Annotated in this window: 15 protein-coding genes; 11 read left to right on the forward strand and 4 right to left on the reverse strand. The window is 65.7% G+C overall.

The window, feature by feature from the left end; all coding sequences use genetic code 11:
- The first annotated feature begins 334 nt into the window (after positions 1-334).
- Positions 335-4,804: a DUF11 domain-containing protein gene (locus F8O07_RS02835; RefSeq protein WP_158030643.1), complete on the forward strand. Its 4,470-nt coding sequence runs from the start codon at positions 335-337 to the stop codon at positions 4,802-4,804.
- A 347-nt stretch (positions 4,805-5,151) separates the two neighbouring features.
- Positions 5,152-6,255, forward strand: a complete 1,104-nt coding sequence (locus tag F8O07_RS02840) for a pseudouridine synthase (RefSeq protein WP_225733143.1) — start codon at positions 5,152-5,154, stop codon at positions 6,253-6,255.
- A gap of 117 nt (positions 6,256-6,372) precedes the next feature.
- On the opposite strand, the gene F8O07_RS02845 is transcribed toward F8O07_RS02840, so the two are convergent.
- Positions 6,373-7,233: an endonuclease domain-containing protein gene (locus F8O07_RS02845; protein ID WP_192496609.1), complete on the reverse strand. Its 861-nt coding sequence runs from the start codon at positions 7,231-7,233 to the stop codon at positions 6,373-6,375.
- A gap of 696 nt (positions 7,234-7,929) precedes the next feature.
- On the opposite strand from F8O07_RS02845, the gene dnaK reads away from it, so the two are divergent.
- The 4 genes from dnaK (at position 7,930) to F8O07_RS02865 (ending at position 12,089) form a co-directional block, all read left to right on the forward strand.
- Positions 7,930-9,798, forward strand: coding sequence for a molecular chaperone DnaK (dnaK, locus tag F8O07_RS02850; RefSeq protein ID WP_158030646.1), 1,869 nt, complete (start codon positions 7,930-7,932; stop codon positions 9,796-9,798).
- An 11-nt stretch (positions 9,799-9,809) separates the two neighbouring features.
- The gene (locus F8O07_RS02855) at positions 9,810-10,478 is read left to right on the forward strand and encodes a nucleotide exchange factor GrpE (protein ID WP_158030647.1); all 669 of its coding nucleotides are present in this window, start codon (positions 9,810-9,812) and stop codon (positions 10,476-10,478) included.
- 120 nt (positions 10,479-10,598) lie between these two features.
- Positions 10,599-11,621 carry a DnaJ C-terminal domain-containing protein gene (locus F8O07_RS02860; protein ID WP_158030648.1) on the forward strand — a complete coding sequence of 341 codons (1,023 nt, stop codon included), beginning with the start codon at positions 10,599-10,601 and terminating at the stop codon, positions 11,619-11,621.
- 21 nt (positions 11,622-11,642) lie between these two features.
- Positions 11,643-12,089, forward strand: coding sequence for a heat shock protein transcriptional repressor HspR (locus F8O07_RS02865; protein ID WP_158031754.1), 447 nt, complete (start codon positions 11,643-11,645; stop codon positions 12,087-12,089).
- A 10-nt stretch (positions 12,090-12,099) separates the two neighbouring features.
- On the opposite strand, the gene F8O07_RS02870 is transcribed toward F8O07_RS02865, so the two are convergent.
- Positions 12,100-13,422 carry a threonine/serine ThrE exporter family protein gene (locus F8O07_RS02870; RefSeq protein WP_192496610.1) on the reverse strand — a complete coding sequence of 441 codons (1,323 nt, stop codon included), beginning with the start codon at positions 13,420-13,422 and terminating at the stop codon, positions 12,100-12,102.
- Positions 13,423-13,580: 158 nt separating this feature from the next.
- The gene (locus tag F8O07_RS02875; protein ID WP_158030650.1) at positions 13,581-14,198 is read right to left on the reverse strand and encodes a DUF5666 domain-containing protein; all 618 of its coding nucleotides are present in this window, start codon (positions 14,196-14,198) and stop codon (positions 13,581-13,583) included.
- Positions 14,199-14,574: 376 nt separating this feature from the next.
- Here F8O07_RS02875 and F8O07_RS02880 point away from each other — a divergent pair, with 376 nt between their 5' ends.
- The gene (locus F8O07_RS02880) at positions 14,575-15,501 is read left to right on the forward strand and encodes a hypothetical protein (RefSeq protein ID WP_158030651.1); all 927 of its coding nucleotides are present in this window, start codon (positions 14,575-14,577) and stop codon (positions 15,499-15,501) included.
- A gap of 39 nt (positions 15,502-15,540) precedes the next feature.
- On the opposite strand, the gene F8O07_RS02885 is transcribed toward F8O07_RS02880, so the two are convergent.
- Positions 15,541-17,145: a CYTH and CHAD domain-containing protein gene (locus F8O07_RS02885; RefSeq protein WP_158030652.1), complete on the reverse strand. Its 1,605-nt coding sequence runs from the start codon at positions 17,143-17,145 to the stop codon at positions 15,541-15,543.
- A 200-nt stretch (positions 17,146-17,345) separates the two neighbouring features.
- On the opposite strand from F8O07_RS02885, the gene F8O07_RS02890 reads away from it, so the two are divergent.
- From F8O07_RS02890 to F8O07_RS02905, 4 genes are all read left to right on the forward strand, one after another.
- Positions 17,346-17,804 carry an Hsp20/alpha crystallin family protein gene (locus F8O07_RS02890; RefSeq protein ID WP_158030653.1) on the forward strand — a complete coding sequence of 153 codons (459 nt, stop codon included), beginning with the start codon at positions 17,346-17,348 and terminating at the stop codon, positions 17,802-17,804.
- A 248-nt stretch (positions 17,805-18,052) separates the two neighbouring features.
- Positions 18,053-19,762, forward strand: a complete 1,710-nt coding sequence (locus F8O07_RS02895) for a circularly permuted type 2 ATP-grasp protein (protein WP_158030654.1) — start codon at positions 18,053-18,055, stop codon at positions 19,760-19,762.
- Positions 19,743-20,672: an alpha-E domain-containing protein gene (locus F8O07_RS02900; protein ID WP_158030655.1), complete on the forward strand. Its 930-nt coding sequence runs from the start codon at positions 19,743-19,745 to the stop codon at positions 20,670-20,672. Before F8O07_RS02895 ends, F8O07_RS02900 begins: the two co-directional genes overlap by 20 nt.
- Positions 20,669-21,514, forward strand: coding sequence for a transglutaminase family protein (locus F8O07_RS02905; RefSeq protein ID WP_158030656.1), 846 nt, complete (start codon positions 20,669-20,671; stop codon positions 21,512-21,514). The genes F8O07_RS02900 and F8O07_RS02905 overlap by 4 nt, the downstream gene beginning before the upstream one ends.
- Positions 21,515-21,529: the final 15 nt, after the last annotated feature.

Consider the following 21,529-nt stretch of genomic DNA (forward strand, 5'->3'; position numbering starts at 1 on the left):
AGCCGAGTGGAATTTGATATACGTTCCGATCTGGCTGAGGCGCCCCGATCGCGGGACTGCTAGCGTGGCATCAAGATAGCGATCTCAAGGGGCCAAAAGGGGCGATATCCGCTGACGCACAATGCTGTGCGTCGGCAGAGCACGCTCGGGGGATCGATGGCGAAATGTCATCGAGAGGGCCTGAATCATGTCTGGTGAGAAGCGCAGTCAGTATCGCACGCACACACATCGCTCAACTCGGCGAAGGCGGCCGCACTCCCCGCCAGGCGGTGTGCGATCGGGCGAAGAGAGCTCCGAGCCGCTTCGGCTGAGGCTCCTGCCTCGCATTGCGGCCATGGTCGTCGCCACGTCCGCAAGCTTCGCGCTGGTGGCGAGCGTCGGGTACGGCAGTGTCCCGGCCGTCGCAGAACAGGCGACTCCGCCATCCTCATCAGAGCAGGCTGACATCGACGTCGTGACCTCGCGGTCGGCACAGGCAGTCAATGACGACGCCAACAGCGGTGAGTCGCAGACGAATGAGGCGACGACCTCTGCGCCCACGACGCCAGAGGCCACCTCCGTCACGCCGTCATCGCCGTCAGATGGCGCGACCGAATCGACGGCGCCGGCAGCGAAGGCGACCACGTCACCGGCCGCAGGCAGCGCCGAGGCCGGTGACGGCGGTCTTGAGAACGAGTCGTCTGCGGCGGCCGCAGACGATCTCATCGCGCCGCTCAGCGTGCCGACACCGGGTGAGGGCGAAGCCGTCATCACGGTGAAGGTCGGCGGGGATCGCTCCGGTGTCTCGGGTACCATCCCGTTGGCCGGAACTGTGCTGCATCTGCGCACAGGCGGCAGCAGCGGCCCCTCGAACACTCGGGCCGACGGCGTCGCGGGTGACGGCGTCGGGTGGGCCCGATGCGTCTCAGATGCGCAGGGCGACTGCAGCTTCGTGGTGCCGAGCACCGGCAACGGCGGAGCGAACCGCGACCAGCAGTACTGGGTCGTGCAGCACACTGCTCCTGCCGGGTTCTTTCAGAACTCGCAGTTGAGAGTCGGGCCGAACAGCGGCGGCGGCTCTGCCCAGAACTACACCTTCCGGACTGGCACGCAACTTCGAGCCGGCAGCGTCTACAGCTCGCAGAGCACTTTCATGGTCGGCACAGGAGCGACCAATCTGCAGGCATCGGGCGGCGTTTGGCAGCAGTCCAGGACGAACCCCCCGGCGATGAAGAAGTGCGGGCTGTCTGTTGCGCTGGTACTCGATCTGTCCGGTTCAGTTCAGTCCAGCGGCAGCCTGGCCGCGCTGAAAGCCGCATCTGACGAGCTCGTGGATGCGTTGCAGGGCACACCCTCGCGGATGTCACTCTTCTCGTTCTCCTGGATCTCTCCTGCCCAGGGAGCGACGCAGAACTACCCATCGCCCGTCGGCGTGACGACGGCGGCTCAGGGAACAGAGTTCAAGGATCGTTACAAAAACTGGACAGCGGCGGGAGGTACGAACTGGGATCGTGGGTTCGCCTCGGTGGCAGAGGCCGCACCGTCCTATGACATCGCCGTGGTCATCACCGACGGCAACCCCACCGTCTACAACTCTCCGTATGAGAACAACGGCGTGAACAATCGTCTGCGTGAGATCGAAAATGGGATATTCTCGGCAAACGCGGTGAAAGCGGAGGGCACTCGCGTGCTCGCGCTGGGCGTTGGCGCCGGTGCGACGGGTCAGAACACTGCGCTGAACCTGGCCGCCGTGTCAGGTCAGACAGGCTACAGCGGCGGCAACCTCACGAGCGCTGACTACTTCCAGCTCAGCAGCTACGAGGCCGCGGGACAGGCCCTGCGTGCGCTGGCGATGGAGAACTGTCAGAGCACAGTGTCTGTGGTCAAACAGATCGTGCCGTCGAGCACGACAGGCGAAGACGTCAGCGGTGCGACACCAGCTGGCGCCGGGTGGACATTCGACGCGAGCACGACCACGTCGGGGGTCGGCGGGCTGCCCACGTCGAAGACGACAACGACGGACGGCACCGGGGCTGTCAGCATCCCCTTCACCTATCCGAGTGGGGTCACCGGCATTCCGCTCGAAGTGAGCGAGCGACAACAACCGGGCTTCTCTCTCGTCACCCAAGGTGGAAAGAACGCGATCTGCACGAACCTCGTGACGCAGCAGCCAATCGTGGTCGAGAACGCAGGAGCAACCGGATTCACCCTGGCCACTCCGAACCAGGATGCAGTCAGCTGCACCATCTACAACAGAGAGCCGGCGCCTCATGCCGATCTCACCCCGATCAAGAAGTGGGTGGTCGACGGTGTCGAGTATGAGAACGGCGCACAGCCTGCGGGGCTCACTGCAGCGGCGTATCTGACCGGTCCCGATGGCGCGGATGCGTCGTTCCAGTCGTGGAGCCAGCCTCGCAGCGGGTACACCGCCGGAGACACCGCGACGGTGTCTGAGACGACGACACTGCCATCTGATCTGTGCACGATAGACAGCCGCGTGACGTTGGTCAACGGGCGCCTGCCGGACGGTGCACCTGCTGCAGGAATCCCGCTCGGAGACGGATACCAGACCACACTCGTCAGCGGCGCGAACTCTGTCCAGATCACGAACAATGTGAACTGCACGACCGAACTCACGCTGACGAAGACGGTTCAGGGCGGTTCGGCAGATCCTGCCGCATGGACGCTCACCGCGTTCACCGGCGATGATGGCCCAGTCGCTTTCTCGGGGCAGGCCGGAAGCAGTGCGGTCACGAAACAGAGGATCGCCGGCAACAGCCTGTATGTGCTGGCGGAGGGCTCTGGTGATGCTCGGTACGCACAGGTTGACGTGCGAGAGCGGCCGCTTCGACACGAGCGCTCAACCGGATCCTGGACGTGTCAGGAGATCGACGCGAACGGAGACGTCGTCCCGGGCTTCAACCTTGGGCTCAACGGCTCGGTCTCGGTGCCTCTGGGCAAACGTGTGAGCTGTGAAGCGGTCAATCAGACTGCCTCCCTGACGCTGCTGAAAGCTGTGGTCAACGATGACGGTGGGACAGCGGTCGCCAGCGATTGGGATCTGACGGCCACTCCCGCGGGCGGCATCGACGGTCTGCAGGCGAGTACAGTCGCCGGGGGCGACACTGCGTCGGCGGCCAACACGTTCAACGTTCGGCCGGAGCATACTTACACGGTGAGCGAGTCGGCCGGGCCCGCAGGCTACGTGAAGACGAAGCTGCAGCGGCTTGAGGGCAGTGACTGGACCGATGTCGAAGGCTGGGACGTCAAAGTGCCGGTCTTGGGTGATGCGACCTATCGCATCGTCAACGACGATCAGCCGCGTCCCTGGACGGTCAAGAAGACATCGGATCCGGTGACGGGTTCGACGGTCAGGCCGGGTGACACCATCACCTATTCGGTCACGGCGAGTGCGGCGGATGCACCCGGTGCGATTCGAGACGTGGTGCTGACCGACCGCCTCGACGATGTGCTCTCCGGAGCCGACTTCGTGAGCGGCTCGGCGAAGCTGACCATCGGCTCGACCGCGACCGACGTGGCTGACCCCACAGGTGAGCGTCTGCAGACTTCCGCTTTCGATCTGCCAGCAGGGTCGACTGCGACGCTGACCTACCAAGTCGTCGTCAAGTCGGATGCCTACGGAGCGACCCTGCGCAACGTGGTGACCGGCACGGGCGACGTGCCGCCGACGACGTGTCCGACGCCGGAGGGCGATGACCCCGTCACGGATCCTCAGTGCATCACCACGCATGTGACTGCGAAGTGGTCGCTGTCGAAGTCGTCTGACCCGGAGCCTGGAGCGCAGGTCGTGCCTGGTGCGACGATCGACTACTCCCTGACGGCGACCAACACTTCGGGCAACGGGGCGGTTCTCTCCGGCGCGACGGCAGCGGACGACCTTGGCGGCGTGCTCGATCACGCCACACTGGTCTCGCCCCTGCCGCCCGGGCTGACGCTCAACGACGACGGCAGAACGCTGACTTGGGCCGTGCAGACGCTGGCAGACGGTGCGTCGGCGACCACGACGTACCAGGTGAAGGTGAACTCGGACGCTGTGGGCGTGCAGGTCAGGAACCTGGCGACGCCTGGGGTCGGCGGTGAGTGTGTGCCGACCGAGGGCCAGGACGTGAAGTGTGAGACGTCGCATTCGGTGCCGACTCCGGGGTTCGCTCTGGAGAAGTCGTCGGATCCGGTGACGGGTTCGACGGTGGCACCGGGGCAGGTGATCACATATACGGTGACGGTGTCGAACACTGGTGAGACGGTGCTGACGCCGGTGACGGTGTCGGATGATCTGACCGGCGTGCTGGTGCATGCGACGTTCGATCCGGGGTCGGCAAAGCTGACCGTTGGCGACGCAGCGCCGGTCGATGTCGCTGATCCGGTGGATCAACGGTTCGGCAGCGGCGAGTTCGAGCTGGCGATCGGGGAGTCGGCGACGCTGACCTATCGAATCACGGTCAACGGTGATGCCCATGGAGTCACGCTGAAGAACGTGGCGACGGCAGAAGCGACTCCACCGGGATTCCCCCCGATCACCCCGCCCCCCGGCGAAACCACGCACAACGTGCCGCCGGTGACACCAGATCCAGATGATCCCGGCACGCCGGGCGATCCTGGGCATCCACATGATCCAGGCGGCACCGTCTCGACCTACCGCTCGTACGGCGGCGGTGGAGGCCTCGCGAGAACAGGTGTCGAAGTCGGAGGGCTCATCGCCCTCGCTGCGATGGCCGCCCTCTTCGGAGGGCTGATGGTGGTCGGCTCGCGTCGACGCCCGAAAGGAGCCGAATCCAACCAGTCGTCAGCGCAGAAGAAAAACTGACTGACGTGAGACCGCGGCGCTGAGTTCCCCTTGTCAGCGTCGCACCCAGAGATGCAGTCGTCGGGTATGACCCCTTTGCCCGGCGGCTGCATCTCGCTGTGTGGCGGATGCGGTTCGGCCGGGCTGCGCTGTGTGGCTGATGCAGTTCGGCTGGCATGCGCACAGTTCTGCTGAGATGTGCCCGGTTGGGCCGATCACACATGGTTGCGCCGAGACGTGCGCGGTTCCGCTGAGATGTGCACGGTTCCGCTGAGATCAGGGTGATTTGAGTAGAACGGCGTACATCTCAGCGGAACGGTGCGAGACAGATGTGTCTGCAGCGTCCGGCCGAGGCTACGCTGATGCCTATGCCTTCTGCACCGTTCGCTCCCCGCGACGGTGTGTCGGCCACGCGCGTGGTCACCCCGCCACCGGTGCGCCAGACACAACCCGCGGGTCAGACCCCGCCACGCACGATCGGGGAGTGGCTGCGCGTGCGCTTTCCAGCATCCGTCGATGTCGATGCAGGCCTCGCCGACGGACGATATGTCTATGCAGGCGGGCAGCCGGTCAACGCAGACGATGCATACCGCCCGCGCACCGAGATCTGGTTCGAGCGGGATCTGCCAGATGAGGCGGAGGTGCCCGGCAGCATCCACATCGTGCACCGAGATGACCGGCTGATCGTCATCGACAAGCCTCCGTTCCTGGCGACGATTCCGCGCGGGCAGCACGTGCGGCAGACGGTCGTGGCTCGGCTGCGCTCCGAACTCGGCCTGCCAGAGCTGCAGCCGGTGCACCGGCTCGACCGGCTCACCTCGGGCCTCGTCGTACTGACGACGGAGCGGCGCTGGCGCGGCGCCTATCAGACGCTGTTCCAACGGCGTGAAGTGCACAAGGTCTACCGGGCACTTGCGCAGCTGTCCGCAGAGCGTGTGGCGCTGATGCCTCTGTGCGAGGGTGCGCCGCGCAGAATGGGGGATGCCGGTGTGCGCCCGTCCTGGACGGTCGGGCAGGCCGTCGAAGTGCGCAGCCGCATCGAGAAGCGCCGTGGATGCTGGCAGGCTGAGGAACTGCCGGGCGAGGCCAACGCGATCAGCAGCATCGTGCTTGAACGAGTGCTTGAGCCCGCGGGCGACGAACGCGCATCGAAGGAACTCTTTGGTTCCGGGGCGAATTGTGGCGGTGTCGAGGGCGTGACTGCTGGCGTCGGCGTCTTCCGGCTGGAGCCCTCGACCGGACGCACACATCAGCTGCGAGTGCACATGAACCGGTTAGGGGCGCCGATTCTTGGCGATCCTCTGTACCCGGTGGTTCGAGAGGCATGGCCCGGCGGGCCGCCTGCGGATGGCGTCGAGCAGCCGCTGCAGCTGCTGGCAGCCGAGCTGTCGTTCACGGATCCGGTCGATGGCGTCGCCCGACACTTCGAGGCGCAGCGGCGGCTGCCGATCAGCGTGCAAGAGTGCGAGTGAGGGACGCTGGCCTCTTAAGCTGCTTGGCCCCTTAACCTGCCTGGCCTTTTCCAGCTTGGCTTCACCTGCTTGACCTTTTCCTGCCTGGCCTCGGCGTGCTGGCCTGGAGCGGGTGGCTCAGGCGCGAGCGAGTCGACTCAGGATGTCGCGGTACACCTCAGGCCACTGATGCAGAATCTGATGATAGGTGTACCTGGCGTTGACATATCCTGCATGCTCGATGGCAATATCCTTCGCATGATCACGCTGAAACTGCTCGGCGTCGCGATGCGTGCCTCCATTGAGCTCGATGGCCAGCACTCCGTCGACGACGAGATCGATTCGCTGACGGTTGTCGAGCAGAACCTGTGATTCAACCTGGTGACCCGCCAAAGTCAGAAGCGTACGCGCAATGCTCTCAAGACCGGACTCAGCCTGTGCGTCGATGAGCGCGAGTACAGCGCGACCGCGAGGAGTGCGCCGCAACTCGGCCATAACATCCACAGTGCTGATGTGCAGCTGGCGTCGCGTGCCGTTGCCCGGGCGCAGCGTGGCATGGTGCAGCAGTGAATCGACGACCGCGACGGTCTCGGGTATCGACACATCGTTCAGGCCATGGCGCAGGGCGGTCACCGGAGGCACGACGCCATGCTGCAAGACGGTGCGATTGTAACGAGGGTGGGTGTGGGTTATCACCAAACGGCCTGATGCGGCGGGGGCAGGCGGCAATGTGGTGTTGACGTGCAGGTGCATCTGAGCCTGTGAGGGCAGCCAGATGTCTTTGTGCAGCAGTTTCAACCGGTGGAGCCCAGAGAGATGCCCGCCGGACTTGACGGCTGCGACCACCCACGCGTCGGCGTCGAGAGTCGCGAACCAGCCCGGTCTGAGTCGGACGAGCTCGTTCTGTCGCAGGAGCTGGTCGAGCCTGCGTCGCGAGATGCCGGCGAGCGCTAGGGCTCGTGCGTTGGATACCCCGAATGGTGTTGAAGGAACGGCCATGTCGCCTATGGTCGTGCCCCGGGGCCTGAGCTGCCAGCGGGGCGGCTGCACTGTGGTGAAAGCGATGGCGCCCGAACTGCTGTGCAGAACTGTCTGTGGGCGCGGATGTGTGGGCGGCTGTGGCTGTGGGGTTTGGGCTCGGGCGTGGGGTGTGTGCAGCCGTGGCTGTGGGAGGGTGGCGCAAGTTGGGAGGTGTCGGGCGTGCACAGTTCGACCCGGGTGTGCACGGTTCCGCTCAGATGTGCACGGTTCCGTCGACATCGGGGTGATTTGGGCGGAAATGTGTACAGTGCGGCGGAACCGCGTGCATGCGGCGGAGTCGCGCGGCCGCAGAGATGGGCTGGCTGGCTGGGTTGGTTGGCCTGGTTGGGCGGGTGAGCTGGTGGGCCGCCGGGTGCTCGAGCTGTCGGCGGATGTGCGGAGAGAGCGGGTGAGGACCACCGCTGAGAGGATGGTCGGGTTCGTTCCGCCCCGTCTGATTTCGAAGACCTATGAAACTTGAGTGAACTTTGCTCAACATTTCGGGAATAGCTTGACTAGCGGATGCCGTTGTGTAACCTTGAGCGTAGATGACTCAAGGGTGTGCATCAGAAGCTGATGTGCGAATGACCTGGAGGTCATCGAAGAAGACTTATGTTGCGCGGGTGCAGAGCCCGTGCATGCGTGGCTCGGTTCGCCGAGCAGAAAGGACACACAATGTCACGTGCAGTAGGAATCGACCTCGGCACCACCAACTCGGTCGTCGCGGTTCTGGAAGGCGGCGAACCCACAGTCATCGCGAATGCTGAGGGCTTCCGCACCACTCCATCAGTGGTCGCATTCGCCAAAGACGGGGAGGTGCTCGTCGGCGAGACCGCAAAGCGCCAGGCGGTGACGAACGTCGACCGCACCATCGCATCGGTGAAGCGCCACATCGGCACCGATTGGAAGACCGATGACATCGACGGCAAGAAGTTCACGCCGCAGGAGATCTCGGCTCGCATTCTGCAGAAGCTGAAGACCGACGCCGAGAGCTACTTGGGCGACAAGGTCACCGACGCGGTCATCACCGTGCCTGCGTACTTCAACGACGCCCAGCGTCAGGCCACCAAAGAGGCCGGTGAGATCGCAGGCCTCAACGTGCTGCGCATCATCAACGAGCCGACTGCGGCTGCTCTGGCATACGGCCTCGACAAGGGCAAAGAAGACGAGCTCATCCTCGTGTTCGACCTCGGTGGCGGCACGTTCGACGTCTCGCTTCTGGAGGTCGGCAAGGATGACGACTTCTCGACCATTCAGGTGCGGGCCACCTCGGGCGACAACCACCTCGGTGGTGACGACTGGGATCAGCGCCTCGTCGAGTACCTCATCAAGAAGTTCAAAGAGGCCACCGGCGTCGACGTTTCGGGCGACAAGATCGCTCTGCAGCGCCTGAAAGAGGCCGCCGAGCAGGCGAAGAAAGAGCTGTCGAGCCAGACGACCGCCCACGTGCAGCTGCCGTACCTGTCACTGACAGAGAGCGGCCCGGCCAACCTCGACGAGACCATCACTCGCGCGAAGTTCGAAGAGCTGACCGCAGATCTCGTGCAGCGCACGGCCAAGCCGTTCACCGACGTGATCAAAGAGGCCGGCGTCAAGGTCTCGGATCTCGACCACGTGGTGCTCGTCGGCGGTTCGACTCGTATCCCGGCAGTCGTCGAAGAGGTCAAGAAGCTCACCGGCGGCAAAGAGCCGAACAAGGGCGTCAACCCTGACGAGGTCGTCGCAGTCGGCGCAGCCATCCAGGCCGGCGTGCTGAAGGGCGAGCGCAAAGACGTGCTGCTGATCGACGTCACCCCACTGAGCCTCGGCATCGAGACCAAGGGCGGCATCTTCACCAAGCTGATCGAGCGCAACACGGCCATCCCGACCAAGCGCAGCGAGACGTTCACCACGGCTGAGGACAACCAGCCGTCGGTCGCCATCCAGGTGTTCCAGGGCGAGCGCGAGTTCACCCGTGACAACAAGAGCCTCGGCACCTTCGAGCTGACCGGTATCGCACCGGCTCCGCGCGGTGTGCCGCAGGTCGAGGTCACCTTCGACATCGACGCCAACGGCATCGTGAAGGTCTCGGCTAAGGACAAGGGCACCGGCAAAGAGCAGGAGATCACCATTCAGGGTGGCTCCGGCCTTTCGCAGGAGGACATCGACCGCATGGTCAAGGAGGCCAAGGACAACGAGGCCGAAGACAAGAAGCGTCGCGACGCCGCTGAGGTGCGCAACAACGCCGAGCAGCTGGCCTACTCGATCGAGAAGCTCATCAAAGAGAACGAGGACAAGCTCTCTGATGAGGTCAAGACCGAGGTCACCGCTGATGTCGAGGCCGTCAAGAAGGCACTTGAGGGTTCGGACGACGACGCAGTGAAGGCTGCGTTCGACAAGCTGAACGAGTCGCAGGTCAAGCTCGGCCAGGAGATCTACAAGACCGCGCAGGAAGAGAGCGCCGCTGGCGCTGCTGACGGCGAGGCCAAGGCAGACGGCAAGTCGGGCGATGACGACGACGTGGTCGACGCAGAAGTCGTCGACGACGATGACGACAAGAAGTAAGGCGATTCACCATGGCTGACAACAACGTGGCTGGCACTCCGAACGAGTCAGGGCTTCCTGACGACGGGGCCCAGCCGACGAGCCAGCAGCCAGAGGCCCAGCCGAACGGGCAGCAGACCGAGGGCGCGCAGGGTGCTGATACAGCATCCGCCGCCCCCGGCCGGCCCGCCGGCGAGGCTGACCAGGCTGCAGGCGAGCATGATCGGGCGGATGTCGGCGTGAGCGCCGAGGGTGCCGCGGCAGACGCTGACGGCGAGGCCTCACGCGAGGACAAACTGTTGGACGAGCTGCAGCGTCTGGCGGCGGAGTATAAGAACTACCGCCAGCGCACCGAGGCCCAGCAGATTCGCGATCGCGAGCGTGCGGTCGGCGATGCGGCCAAACGACTGTTCCCGATCTTCGACGACCTCGACCGGGCTGAGAAAGCCGGCGATCTCGCAGAGGGCACGGCGTTCGCGACCATCGCGTCGAAGCTGAGGGCCGTCGGCGAGGGGCTCGGCATCGAGCGCTTCGGAGCGAAGGGCGAGCCGTTCGATCCGAACCAGCATGAGGCTGTGCTGCAGCAGCCCAGCCCCGATGTCGATGCGCTGGTCATCGGTGAGGTCGTCGAACCCGGCTACAAGCTGGGCGACACACTGCTGCGCGCGGCCAAAGTGGTCGTGCTGGCACCTGCTGAGTGATCGGCCGCATGAGAATGCGCCCGACGGGCAACGCGCCCCGTGGTGGGATGCGGATCCTCTCTGGATCCCTTCCGTCACGGGGCGCTCGACACATGAAGACGACAGAAGGAGGCGAGAGGCATGGCGAGTCAGGATTGGCTTGAGAAGGACTTCTACGCCGTGCTGGGAGTGTCGAAAGACATCTCCGACGCCGATCTGAAGAAGGAATACCGCAAGCTGGCGCGCAAGTATCACCCCGATGCGAACCCGGGCGACGCTGCGGCAGAGAACAAGTTCAAAGAGATCAGCGAAGCGTATTCGGTGCTCTCTGACCCCAAGCAGCGCAAGGAGTATGACGCGCTGCGGGCCATGGGCGGAGGTGCACGCTTCACCGCGGGCGCCGGCGGCCAGGGCGGTCAGGGGTTCGAGGATCTCTTCGGCGGGCTGTTCGGCCAAGGTGCCGGGGCACCAGGCGGTCAGCGAGTGCGCTTTCAGACCGGGGGACAGCCCGGCGGCGCAGGTGCGGGCTACGAGGACCTCTTCGGCGGACTGTTCGGAGGCGGAGCCGGCGCCGGAGGGTTCGGCGGTCAGGGATACCGCGCTGCGCCGCAGCGTGGTCGTGACGTCGAGGCTCGTGCGCAGCTGACCTTTGCCCAAGCGGTGCATGGCGCGACGGTGTCGTTGGCATCGCCGCAGGGCAAGCGCGTCAAGACGAAGGTTCCGGCCGGAGTTCGAGACGGCCAGAAGATCAAGGTTCGCGGCAAAGGCGAGCCCGGTCAGAACGGCGGTCCGGCTGGCGACTTGATCGTGCGTGTGCACGTGGGCTCCCACCCGGTGTTCAAACGCGACGGCGACGACCTGCGGGTCGAGCTGCCGGTGACGTTCGCCGAGGCGGCGCTGGGCGCCACCGTTCAGGTGCCGACCTACGACGGCGAACCTGTCAAGGTGAAGATTCGTCCGGGTACCCCTTCGGGCCGCGTGCTGCGAGTCAAAGGCAAGGGCGTCAAGGCAGGTCGGCACACCGGCGATCTGCTGGCAGAAGTCCAGATCGTGGTGCCGAGCAAGCTCGACAGCGCGGCAAAGAAGGCATTGGACGACCTCACCGAGGCGATCGGTGACGCCGACCCGCGCGCAGAGCTCTACGCGCAGGCCAAAGAGAAGTAAGAGAGCAGGTGAGTCGCCATGATGGATGAGACGGAGCATCTGTTCAGCATCTCGGCGGCCGCACAGCTGGCGGGCATGCACCCGCAGACGCTGCGGCAGTACGACCGAATCGGTCTGGTGCAGCCGCAGCGCACTGCGGGTCGCTCCCGTCGGTACTCGCTGCGTGACATCGTGCAGCTGCGAGAGGTGCAGCGTCTCTCGAACGCCGGCGTGAGCCTAGAGGGCATTCGCCGCATGATCGATCTCGAGAACCAGGTGCACAGGCTGCAGAGTCGTGTGGCCGAGCTCGAGGCCGCTCTTGACGATGCACTCATCTACCGCCCCGGTGCTCGCACGTTCGCCGCCGGCATCGCCGGTGAAATCGTCACGCTCGACCAAGGTCGCCGTCGCGTCCAGGCGACGGGCGGCGAACTCGTCGTATGGCGGCCGGTCCGTCAGAACGGCCGGAAGCCGCCGTCAGAGGCCTGACAGCGCATCCTCACCCGCGCAGGGCGTCGAACGACCACTCGCGCTCGGTGAGCATGCGCGCGATGGTCAGCCCGACGGCCAGCGACACGATGGTCGCGAGCGCCTGCACGCCATAGCCGCCGGCCTGCACGATATCGCCCTGGTTCAGGTACACCAGGGCGCGATAGGCGCTGGAGCCCGGCACCATGATGAGCACCGCGGGCACGGTCAGCGTGATGCGCGGGGCATCCAGACGCGAAGCGATCATGTAGGCGAGCAGCCCCACGAGCAGTGCGGCCACGACCGTCGACACCTGCGGCGGCCAGCCCATGTCGCCCGTCGTCAGACGGAACACGTTCGCGATCGCACCGATCCCTGCTGCGCTCAGAGCGAGCCTGAACGGGGTATTGAACATCATCGCGAATCCTGTGACGGCGACGAACCCGGCGACGAGTCGTGATGCGATGACGACCCAGACCGGCCATGTCGAGGGAGTCGGCGCAGCAGTCGGCTGCAGATCGAACATCATGGCGACCGCCCATGCGCCGAACGACACTGACATCAGCACCAGCCCGGCGAACGTGAGGCGGCCGATCGCCGAGTTGAGGTCGAGCCGAGCCAGATCGAGGGTCGCGGTCACCAGCGGAAAGCCCGGTACGAGCAGCAGCAGCGCCGAGGTGAAGCCGGCATCGTGCAGCGGACTCACGTGCCCGCTCACCGCCGACAGGATGCCGGTGAACAGCACGTAGCAGAGACTGGCGATGAGACCGCAGACCGCATACATCGCGAGCTGGTTGATGCGCAGCTTCACCAGCGTCACGCGCAGCCACTGTGCGATTGACACGGACAGCGCGACTCCGACGCACTCCTGCCACCCACCGTTGTTCAGAAACGCGAACCCCGAGCAGGCCATTATCGCGGCGATCAGCGTCAGCCACGTCGGATAGTGTCGAGGTCTCTTCTCGATGACGTCGAGACGCCGGTTCAGCTCCTCTGCCAGCATGCCCTGCGGCATGTGATGCGAGAGTCGCTCCAACTCGACGATGCGATCGGCGTCTACCCCGCCGACTCGTGCCTCGGCGACGCGCGTGCGAAAGATGGCGCCGCGAAAGAACGTGCAGACGATCTCTGTGGCGGTGATCTGCGTGTGCAGTGAGGTCATGCCCAATGCCTGGGCGGCGCGTGACATGGCCTGCTTGACGCGGAACGAGCTCGAGCTCGCCTGCAGCATCATCCGTCCCAGCCGCATGATCGCGTTCGACTTCTCGATCAGATGGATCGGCTCGAGCAGAATCTCGCCGGTCGGCGTCGGGTCGACGGGGGTCGAATCTGGGGAGGGCGAAGACGGACTCATATTCTCTATTGTGCCGCTTCCTCCGGTGGACCGTTCGACGCGTTCCATTGCCGGAGACCACCCAGCGTGCGCGATTGCTGGCCGAGAGGCCTTCTGGTGAAGAGGAGAGAGGGTGTGCCTCCGACTCGCTTGCGGAAGGCAAGTCTCAGGAGGAACGATCAGTTCGTGGTGCTCTGCGAGTTCTGCTGCGGACCGGGGGCGTCTTGCCCCGGACCGCTCTGTGTCCCAGCCATCGGCGTGTTCGAATCGTCATCGCCTTCGGTGATCGACTGAGCCATGATCGAGCCGTTCGACTCCTCGCCCTGGACGCGGATCGAGTCTCCGACGGCCAGATCCGAGACCGTGCCCTGCTGCGTGGTGGTCACTGAAGTGCCTGATCCGGTGTTGATCGTGGTCGTTTCGCCAGACTGCGTCTTGATCGTGATGGTCCCGTCTGAGACTCCGGTGATCGTACCGCTGGTCAGCCCGCTGAGCATGCCGCCGGACGCGGCCTCGCCATCGGGTGCAGCACCCATTGGGGCTCCTTGTCCGCCGGTTCCTCCAGGCCCCTGCTGTATCGAACCGGCTGAGGTGGAGGCCCCCTGAGCGAAGACCGTGCCTCCGAGGAATCCGAGGCCGATGAGGATCACGGCGGTCAGCCCGCCGGTGAGCCACCTTCCGACCTTCGATCTCGACTGCGAGGTCGGCTGTCCGGTCTCGGGTGCGGTGGGTGGGGTCGAACGCGATTCGGCGCCGTCTACGTCGCCGAGCCGGTTGTTCGTCGTCGGGGTGGTCAAGGTTGCTCCTTCATCTCAAGGCGTGTCGGCCGGTGACCGACGAATGCCGCTGGGCAGGTGATTCCCAGTGTTGCGGCGCACCCTGTCCGGTGGGTCTTCGACTGCTGTGTCGTCTCTGTCTCTCTCTTGTGGGGCAGCCAGCACCTCTCGTGCGGGCCAGCCAGCGGAGCCAACCAGCGGTGCCGTTGACTCGAAGAACGCCACCTCTGCTCGGGCGCACTGGCAGCTGCCTGCAGACGTCTGTCGGCCCGCTGCGGGTGGTCTGCGACAGTCTGATGATCGAAGTCGAGGAACTTCACAGCTCGGCATCAGCCGGAGGCCAGCTGAACCGATCACACTGTGAAATGGCCACCATCGTCACGACAGGGAGGACCCCATGCAGATTCAAGAGTTCGCTCGCGTCTACCAGACGCCATACCGTGTGCCGCAGCGTCGCGGCAGCGAGACAGACACGATCATGCTGCCGGCGCGAACGTTCTCATGCGCGTGGGGAGAAGTGCTGTGCCAAGCTCTCGACGGGCAGCCGGAAGGAGCGCTGCGTGCGCGCGTGAAGACGCTGCAGACCGCGTACCAAGGGTGGTTCGAAACAGTGGGAGACGTGCTCATGCGGCAGCTGAGCCATACCCTCGAAGCATCTGACGCCGAAGTGATGACGGCGCTCGCCGAGATGGCTTTTCATCGTATGAACACGCATCTCGGCGCCGCGTGGCTGCGTCTTGCGAGGAGTTCCGAGACCCACGGGGCACGTCGACAAAGCGGTGAGGTCGCGGCCGATGCGACGGCCAGCGCCAGAATCGCCATCCGCGCTGATATCGATCGGCTCAGCGGCGCCCACCGAGGCATCGAGACCTCGGGCGAGTTCGCGGCCGACGATGTCGTCGAGCTCGACGACTGGTATTCCGCGCTGGTGACGCAGATGCGCGCCTTCGACGATCTGCTCGAGGTCGCTCAGATCGATCCGGATGTCGTGGTGCTGCCCGCCCCGGTTCAGTTCAGCACGCAGGGAGCGGCGAGCTGCGACGTGGTACTGGTGAACCCGGCCACTGATCGAGCGATCGGCGTGAGAGTGCCGCACCGGAGCGGCTGGCGATCCTCTCTGAGCAGCAGCTCTGGGATGCCGCGGGCAGGCCGCGTCGCCGCAGCCCAGTCTGCCGACTCGGGGAAGGATACTGAGGACACATCGCCATCGGGCGTCGGCCAGCGCATCGATCACTCCCGCGTGCTTGAGATGGGCACGCTGCGCCCGGCGCAGATCGTGACCATTGCGCTGCATCAGCTGCGGCCGGTGGAGGCGCAGGCCTGACTCCGGCGGTATCCGGCTGAGCGTCGAGCGCGGTCGAGATTAGTCGTCGAGCGCGGTGTTCGCCGAGGCGAGCAGCTCGTCTCGGGCCTCGCCGTAGCGGCCGAGCGCCGCGGCCCCGCGTTCACGGGCGCGCAGAGCGAGCAGATAGTAGGGAAGTGCGGCACGCTGTGTCGTGCGTGCTCGTTCGTCGTCGGCGGCCACATGCAGCACGTGGTCGGTGAAGAGCGCGTCGTCGCGGTGGTCGCCGAGCAGATCCTGCAGTCGTTTCGCCGCCTTCGCCAGGCGCTTCGCATCTGTGCGCTCCAGCACCCGCACCGGGGTGTCGGCGAGCCCGAGCGAGATCGCCTCGGCCGCATACCGGATGCGACGGGCGTCTTTGCGCACCTCGTGCAGGGCGTGCTCGAATCGCAGGCGTGCGCGCACCCCGGCTCCCGTGGGTGGGAGTCGATCCCAGACCTCGACCAAACAGTGGTCGTCTGCGACGAACGAAGCGACTGCCTCTGCGAGCTGTGCACGCAGCGCGGGTACGGCATCCGTCTGGCCCTCGGGTGAGGCCGCTTTGGGATCGGCCAGACGCCGAAGCTGCTCGGCGATGTCGTTGCGACGTTCGTCGGTGAGATCGGCAGTGAGCCGAGCGTGCTCCACGGCGTAGAGCCGCCATGCCGGTTCTGACAGACGGCCGACCAGACGCCTCGCCGCGGGCACACCCTGCAGCTGCAGCACCTGCTGCTCGGCGTCGCGGGCACGCACTTCGGCGTCGCGGGCGGCACCGAGATCGTCGCCGAGACGTTTGAGGTGGCGGCGGGTTGCCCGCACGATCGCCGGGTCGACGAAGACACCGTAGACGTCGAGCACACTGCGCAACCGGCGGATGACGATTCGAGCCTGATGCACGCCGTCGGGTCGGTCGGCGATCGCGTCGTCGAGGCGCGAGTCGAGCTCGGCGGCCAGCCCCTGCGCGATGTGCGCGACGGTCTGCGCCGCCGTCGCCTGTGCTCCCCGGTCGAGGCCGAGCGCGCGCTGCAGCTTCGCCACGGCCGACGAGGGGCGGGCTCCGGCCCCGACCAGACGATCGGAGACGGCCTGCAGCAGCAGTGCACCGAAGCTGCCGGGAGTGTCGTCGAGGCGTTCGTCGAGCTCGGCCTCCCACTCATGCCACTGTCGCACCGATCCGTCGCGCAGGTCGGTGGTGCGCACTTCGTCGTCGGCGATCTCGGCGAGCGGTCGTCGTTCGGCGTCACTCAGCTCGGTGGCCGTGCGTGTGGTCTCGATGCGTGCGACCGGAGCCAGCTCGTCGGGCTTGGCCCAGGCCTCTACCAGACGCAGTGCGCCGACAGGAATCTCGTCGGGGGCGGCCGAGTCTATGGGCCAGTGCCGCTCGATGCGCCCGTGCTCACCGGTCGTCTTCACGTGCCAGCCGGCATCGTGGCCGCCGGTGCGGCGGCGCAGCGCCACTTTGGCCTGTATCAGCGTGAGCGACGGGGTGTCGTAATAGGTGGCGTCGAGATGCGCAGGATCAGCGGTGACCGCATGCGCGACGATGCCGATCTTGGTCAGGTCGGGCAGGGTCGCGGCACCTGGAACGTCGAACTTGCGCTCGATCTCGACGTGGCGTTCGCCAGCAGAATCGGAGGTTGCAGTCATGCTCCAAGACTAGCCGCGGCACCCGGGCGATGCCGCCTGTCAGAGAGTTGAGCGAATCACACTCAAGTTTGGAATAATGTCGATGACGCGACGTTGATACAGATGCAGCCGTCAAGAGGCGGTCGCACCGCATGATCGTGTCGATGACCCGGCGAGTGCCGGGCACCGAATCACAGACATTGACGAGAGGATGAAGCATCATGGCCATGGTTTTCGACCCGTTCCGCGAGATTGATCGTCTGGTGTCGAGCGCACAGCGAGGCCCCAAAGGCATGCCGATCGACCTGTATCGCAAGGGTGACCACTATGTGCTGTTGGCAGACATTCCGGGCGTAGAACCCGATTCAATCGACATCGACCTCGACGGTCAGCAGCTGTCGATTCGAGCCGAGCGCAAGGCACACCGCAGCGGGGAGGTGCAGTGGATCGCGCAGGAGCGCCCCGCAGGCACCTATCTGCGGCAGCTGACTCTCGGCGACGGACTCGACGTCGAGCACATCACGGCCGACTACAGCAATGGGGTGCTCACGCTGACGATCCCGGTGAGTGAGAAGGCGAAGCCTCGGAAGATCCAGGTCTCGACTTCGGCCGATGAGTCTGGGGCGGCGGTCGCTGGCGATGCGGCGAAGGCCTCTGTCGAGGCCCCGACGCAGGAGTGATCGGTCTGGCGGGCTGTCTGAACGACGGCTTGTTGTGGCTCGTCTCCTGAGCCACCTCACGCTTCGACGGGCGGGCTGTGGTCTTCTGCGACCGTGGCCCGCCCGTCGCTTTCTGCGACAGACCCGGCGAAGGCACTGCGCGTGTAACATTCCCGACACCTGAGACTGAGAGACTGCTCAGTGTTCGCAGAACCGACGACATCCGATCCCCTCGTCTCAGCCGCTCGGCTCTGCAGGAGGGGAGACAGATGAGCGATCTGTTCGCCGGGTATCACACAGCTGCGGCACGGCATCCGTTCGGATCTGACGCTTGGGACGAGATGTTCTCGGTGCTGCCGGGCACGCCGGGAACCAGTGTGCAGGTGCGTGACGGGTACGATCGAGTGCTCAGCGTGCTCGAAGGCATGCCGCGTCGAGAGCTGAGCGCACGCATCGACGCGCTCGCGAACTCGTACCTCACTCAAGGCGTCACCTTCGACTTCGCCGGTGAGGAGCGTCCCTTTCCGATCGACCCGATTCCACGCATCATCGAAGACGCCGAGTGGCGGCATGTCGAGGCCGGCATCGCTCAGCGCGTGCGCGCACTCGAGGCGCTGCTCGACGACGTTTACGGGCCGCAGAACGCCATTCGGGATCAGGTCATCCCCTCGCACATCGTGGCATCGTCGAAACACTTTCATCGGCAGGCGGCTGGCATCCGGCCGGCCAACGGGGTGCGCATCCAGGTCGCCGGCATCGACCTGATCCGTGATGCCGCAGGCACGCTGCGCGTGCTCGAAGACAATGTGCGGGTGCCCAGCGGAGTCAGCTACGTGATGTCGAACCGCAGCGTGATGGCCCAGTCGCTGCCCGAGCTCTTCGGAACCCAGACGGTGCGACCCGTCACGGAGTATCCCTCTCGCCTGCTCGCGGCCCTTCGCGCTGCGGCACCCGCTGACGTGGAGGATCCCACCGTGGTCGTGCTGACCCCGGGCATGCACAACTCGGCGTATTACGAGCACACCCTGCTGGCGCGACGCATGGGCGTCGAGCTGGTCGAGGGTCGTGACCTGTTCTGCACCGGCGGCCGCGTGTACATGCGCACCACCGGCGGCCCGGAGCGCGTCGACGTGATCTATCGGCGCACGGACGACGAGTTCATCGACCCGCTGAACTTTCGGGCCGACTCGTTGCTCGGCTCGCCGGGGATCATGCTGGCGGCTCGCTTGGGGCACGTCACGATCGCCAACGCCGTCGGCAACGGCGTGGCCGACGACAAACTGATGTACACCTACGTCCCCGATCTCATTCGCTACTACCTGCACGAAGAGCCGATCATCCCCAACGTGCCGACGTGGCGCCTCGAAGACCCGGTGCAGCTCGAAGAGGTGCTCGATCGGCTGGACGAACTCGTCGTGAAGCCGGTCGACGGGTCGGGCGGCAAAGGCATCGTGCTCGGCCCCCAGGCGAGCCGTGACGAGCTCGATCAGCTGCGCCGGCGCCTGAAGAAAGATCCTCGCGGGTGGATCGCGCAGCCGGTGGTGATGCTGTCGACGATTCCCAGCGTGGTCGAAGACGGCATCCGCCCTCGGCACGTCGACCTGCGCCCCTTCGCCGTCAACGACGGCGAGGACGTCTGGGTGCTGCCCGGCGGGCTGACTCGCGTCGCGCTGCCCGAGGGACAGCTCGTGGTGAACTCGTCTCAGGGCGGCGGGTCGAAAGACACCTGGGTGCTCGGAGCACCCGCCCGATCGTCACTCGCCGACGAACTCGTGCACGACGACCAGATCGACGCCCCGGCCAACGATCTGCTGAAGCTCGGCGGTGCGGTCGCATCCGGCGGCACCGGCAGTCTGATCGGGCCCGACCAGGGCCCGCGCAACGCGCCGGATCTGCGCCGCCAGCAGGAGCAGGAGCAGCAGCAGAGCCGGGATGCGCACAAACACGGGGAGGTGCGTCATGCTGTCGCGAATCGCTGAGAGCCTGTTCTGGATCGGCCGGTACGTCGAACGGTCCGACGGCACCGCACGTCTGCTCGACGTGCACCTGCAGCTGCTGCTCGAAGACCCATGGGTCGAGGAGTCGAACGCGTGTGAGGCGCTGCTCGGAGTGATGGGCAGCGCACCCAAGACGTTCAGTCGCCTCTGCCGCGCCGACGTGCTGCGGCTGCTCGGCACGGATCGTACGCAGCCCTCGTCGATCGCGACGTCGCTGTGGGCGGCGCGAGAGAACGCCCGTGGTGCGCGTGACGTGCTGCCGAGCGAGCTCTGGGAGGCGCTGAACATGACGGTCAAACGTCTGCCCCGGCAGGTGCAGCAGGAACGGTCGCACGAGTACTTCAGACTGGTGCGCGAACGTGCGGCGCTGGTCTTCGGCATCATCGACTCGAACATCAGCCGTGATGACGCCTGGCGACTGATCACGCTGGGACGCTGCCTCGAGCACGTCGACATGACGGCGCGCCTGCTCGCGACCCGCTCGCTGACGGAGGCCAGCGGGCCGTCCTGGTCGACCATCCTGCGCTCGTGCGGCGGGTTCGAGGCATTCCAGCACACCTATCGCGGGCGGGCCAGCAGCCGCCACGCGATCGAGTTCCTGCTGCTCGATCTGCTCTTTCCACGGTCGATGACCTACTCGCTCAACCGTGCCGTCGACTGCCTGCGCGGGCTCGATCCGATGCAGTCGCGAATCTCGGTCGGCGTCGACTCCCTGCGGGTGCTCGGTCGCGTGCGCAGCCAGCTGGAGTATGCGCCCATCGAGACGCTGCAGGACGACCTGCCGCGATACATGGCCACAGTGCAGTCGGCAGTGCAAGAGGCCGCCGAGGGCATTCGCGACCGGTTCTTCCCAGTCAACCCGGATCCGACCTGGATCGGAGAGAACGTATGAAGCGTCTGCGCATCGAGCATCGCACCGGCTACACCTATGACGGCCCGGCCTTCGCCTCGTACAACGAGGCGCGCATGCTGCCGGCGAGCGGCAGATCGCAGCTGGTGATCAGTTCCGACCTGACCGTCTCTCAGGCCACATCGCAGTTCGGCTACGTCGACTATTTCGGCACCAAGGTGTCGAGCTTCGACGTGCTGGTTCCCCACGACGAGCTGACCCTGGTCGCAACCAGTCTGGTCGAGGTGAGACCGCACTCCGACGGGCCAGGTGGGGCAACCTGGGAGCAGCTCGCCGATCACCGCAACGACACGATCGCGCTCAGCGAGCAGCTGCAGCAGACCGGTCGCACCCGACCGCCGGCAGAGGTGGCCCGGCTGGCCGGGCGAGCCGTCGAGCAGACCAAGACTCCCGCTGAGGCCGCAGCCAGCATCCTCAGCGCGGTCGGCGAGTCGATCGAGTACGTGCAGGGTGTGACGGCCGTGACCACGAGCGCGGCTCAGGCCTGGGACAAACGCAAGGGAGTCTGCCAGGATATCGCGCACATCGCGTTGGGCGCACTGCGCGCAGTGGGCATCCCGGCTCGGTATGTCTCCGGCTATCTGCATCCGAGCCCGGATGCGGCCATCGGCGACGAGGTCGCAGGCGAGTCGCATGCGTGGCTGGAGTGGTGGGACGGCGACTGGCACGGCTACGACCCGACCAACCACACCGAGATCACCGACCGGCATGTGCAGGTGGGGCGCGGACGCGATTACGGCGACGTGCCTCCGCTGCGCGGCGTCTACTCGGGCGAGGGCGCATCGCACCTGTTCGTCTCGGTGCACATCACCCGCGAGGCGTGAGCGCGACGCAGTACG

Source organism: Pseudoclavibacter sp. CFCC 13796 (assembly GCF_008831185.1).
GTDB lineage: Bacteria > Actinomycetota > Actinomycetes > Actinomycetales > Microbacteriaceae > Pseudoclavibacter_A.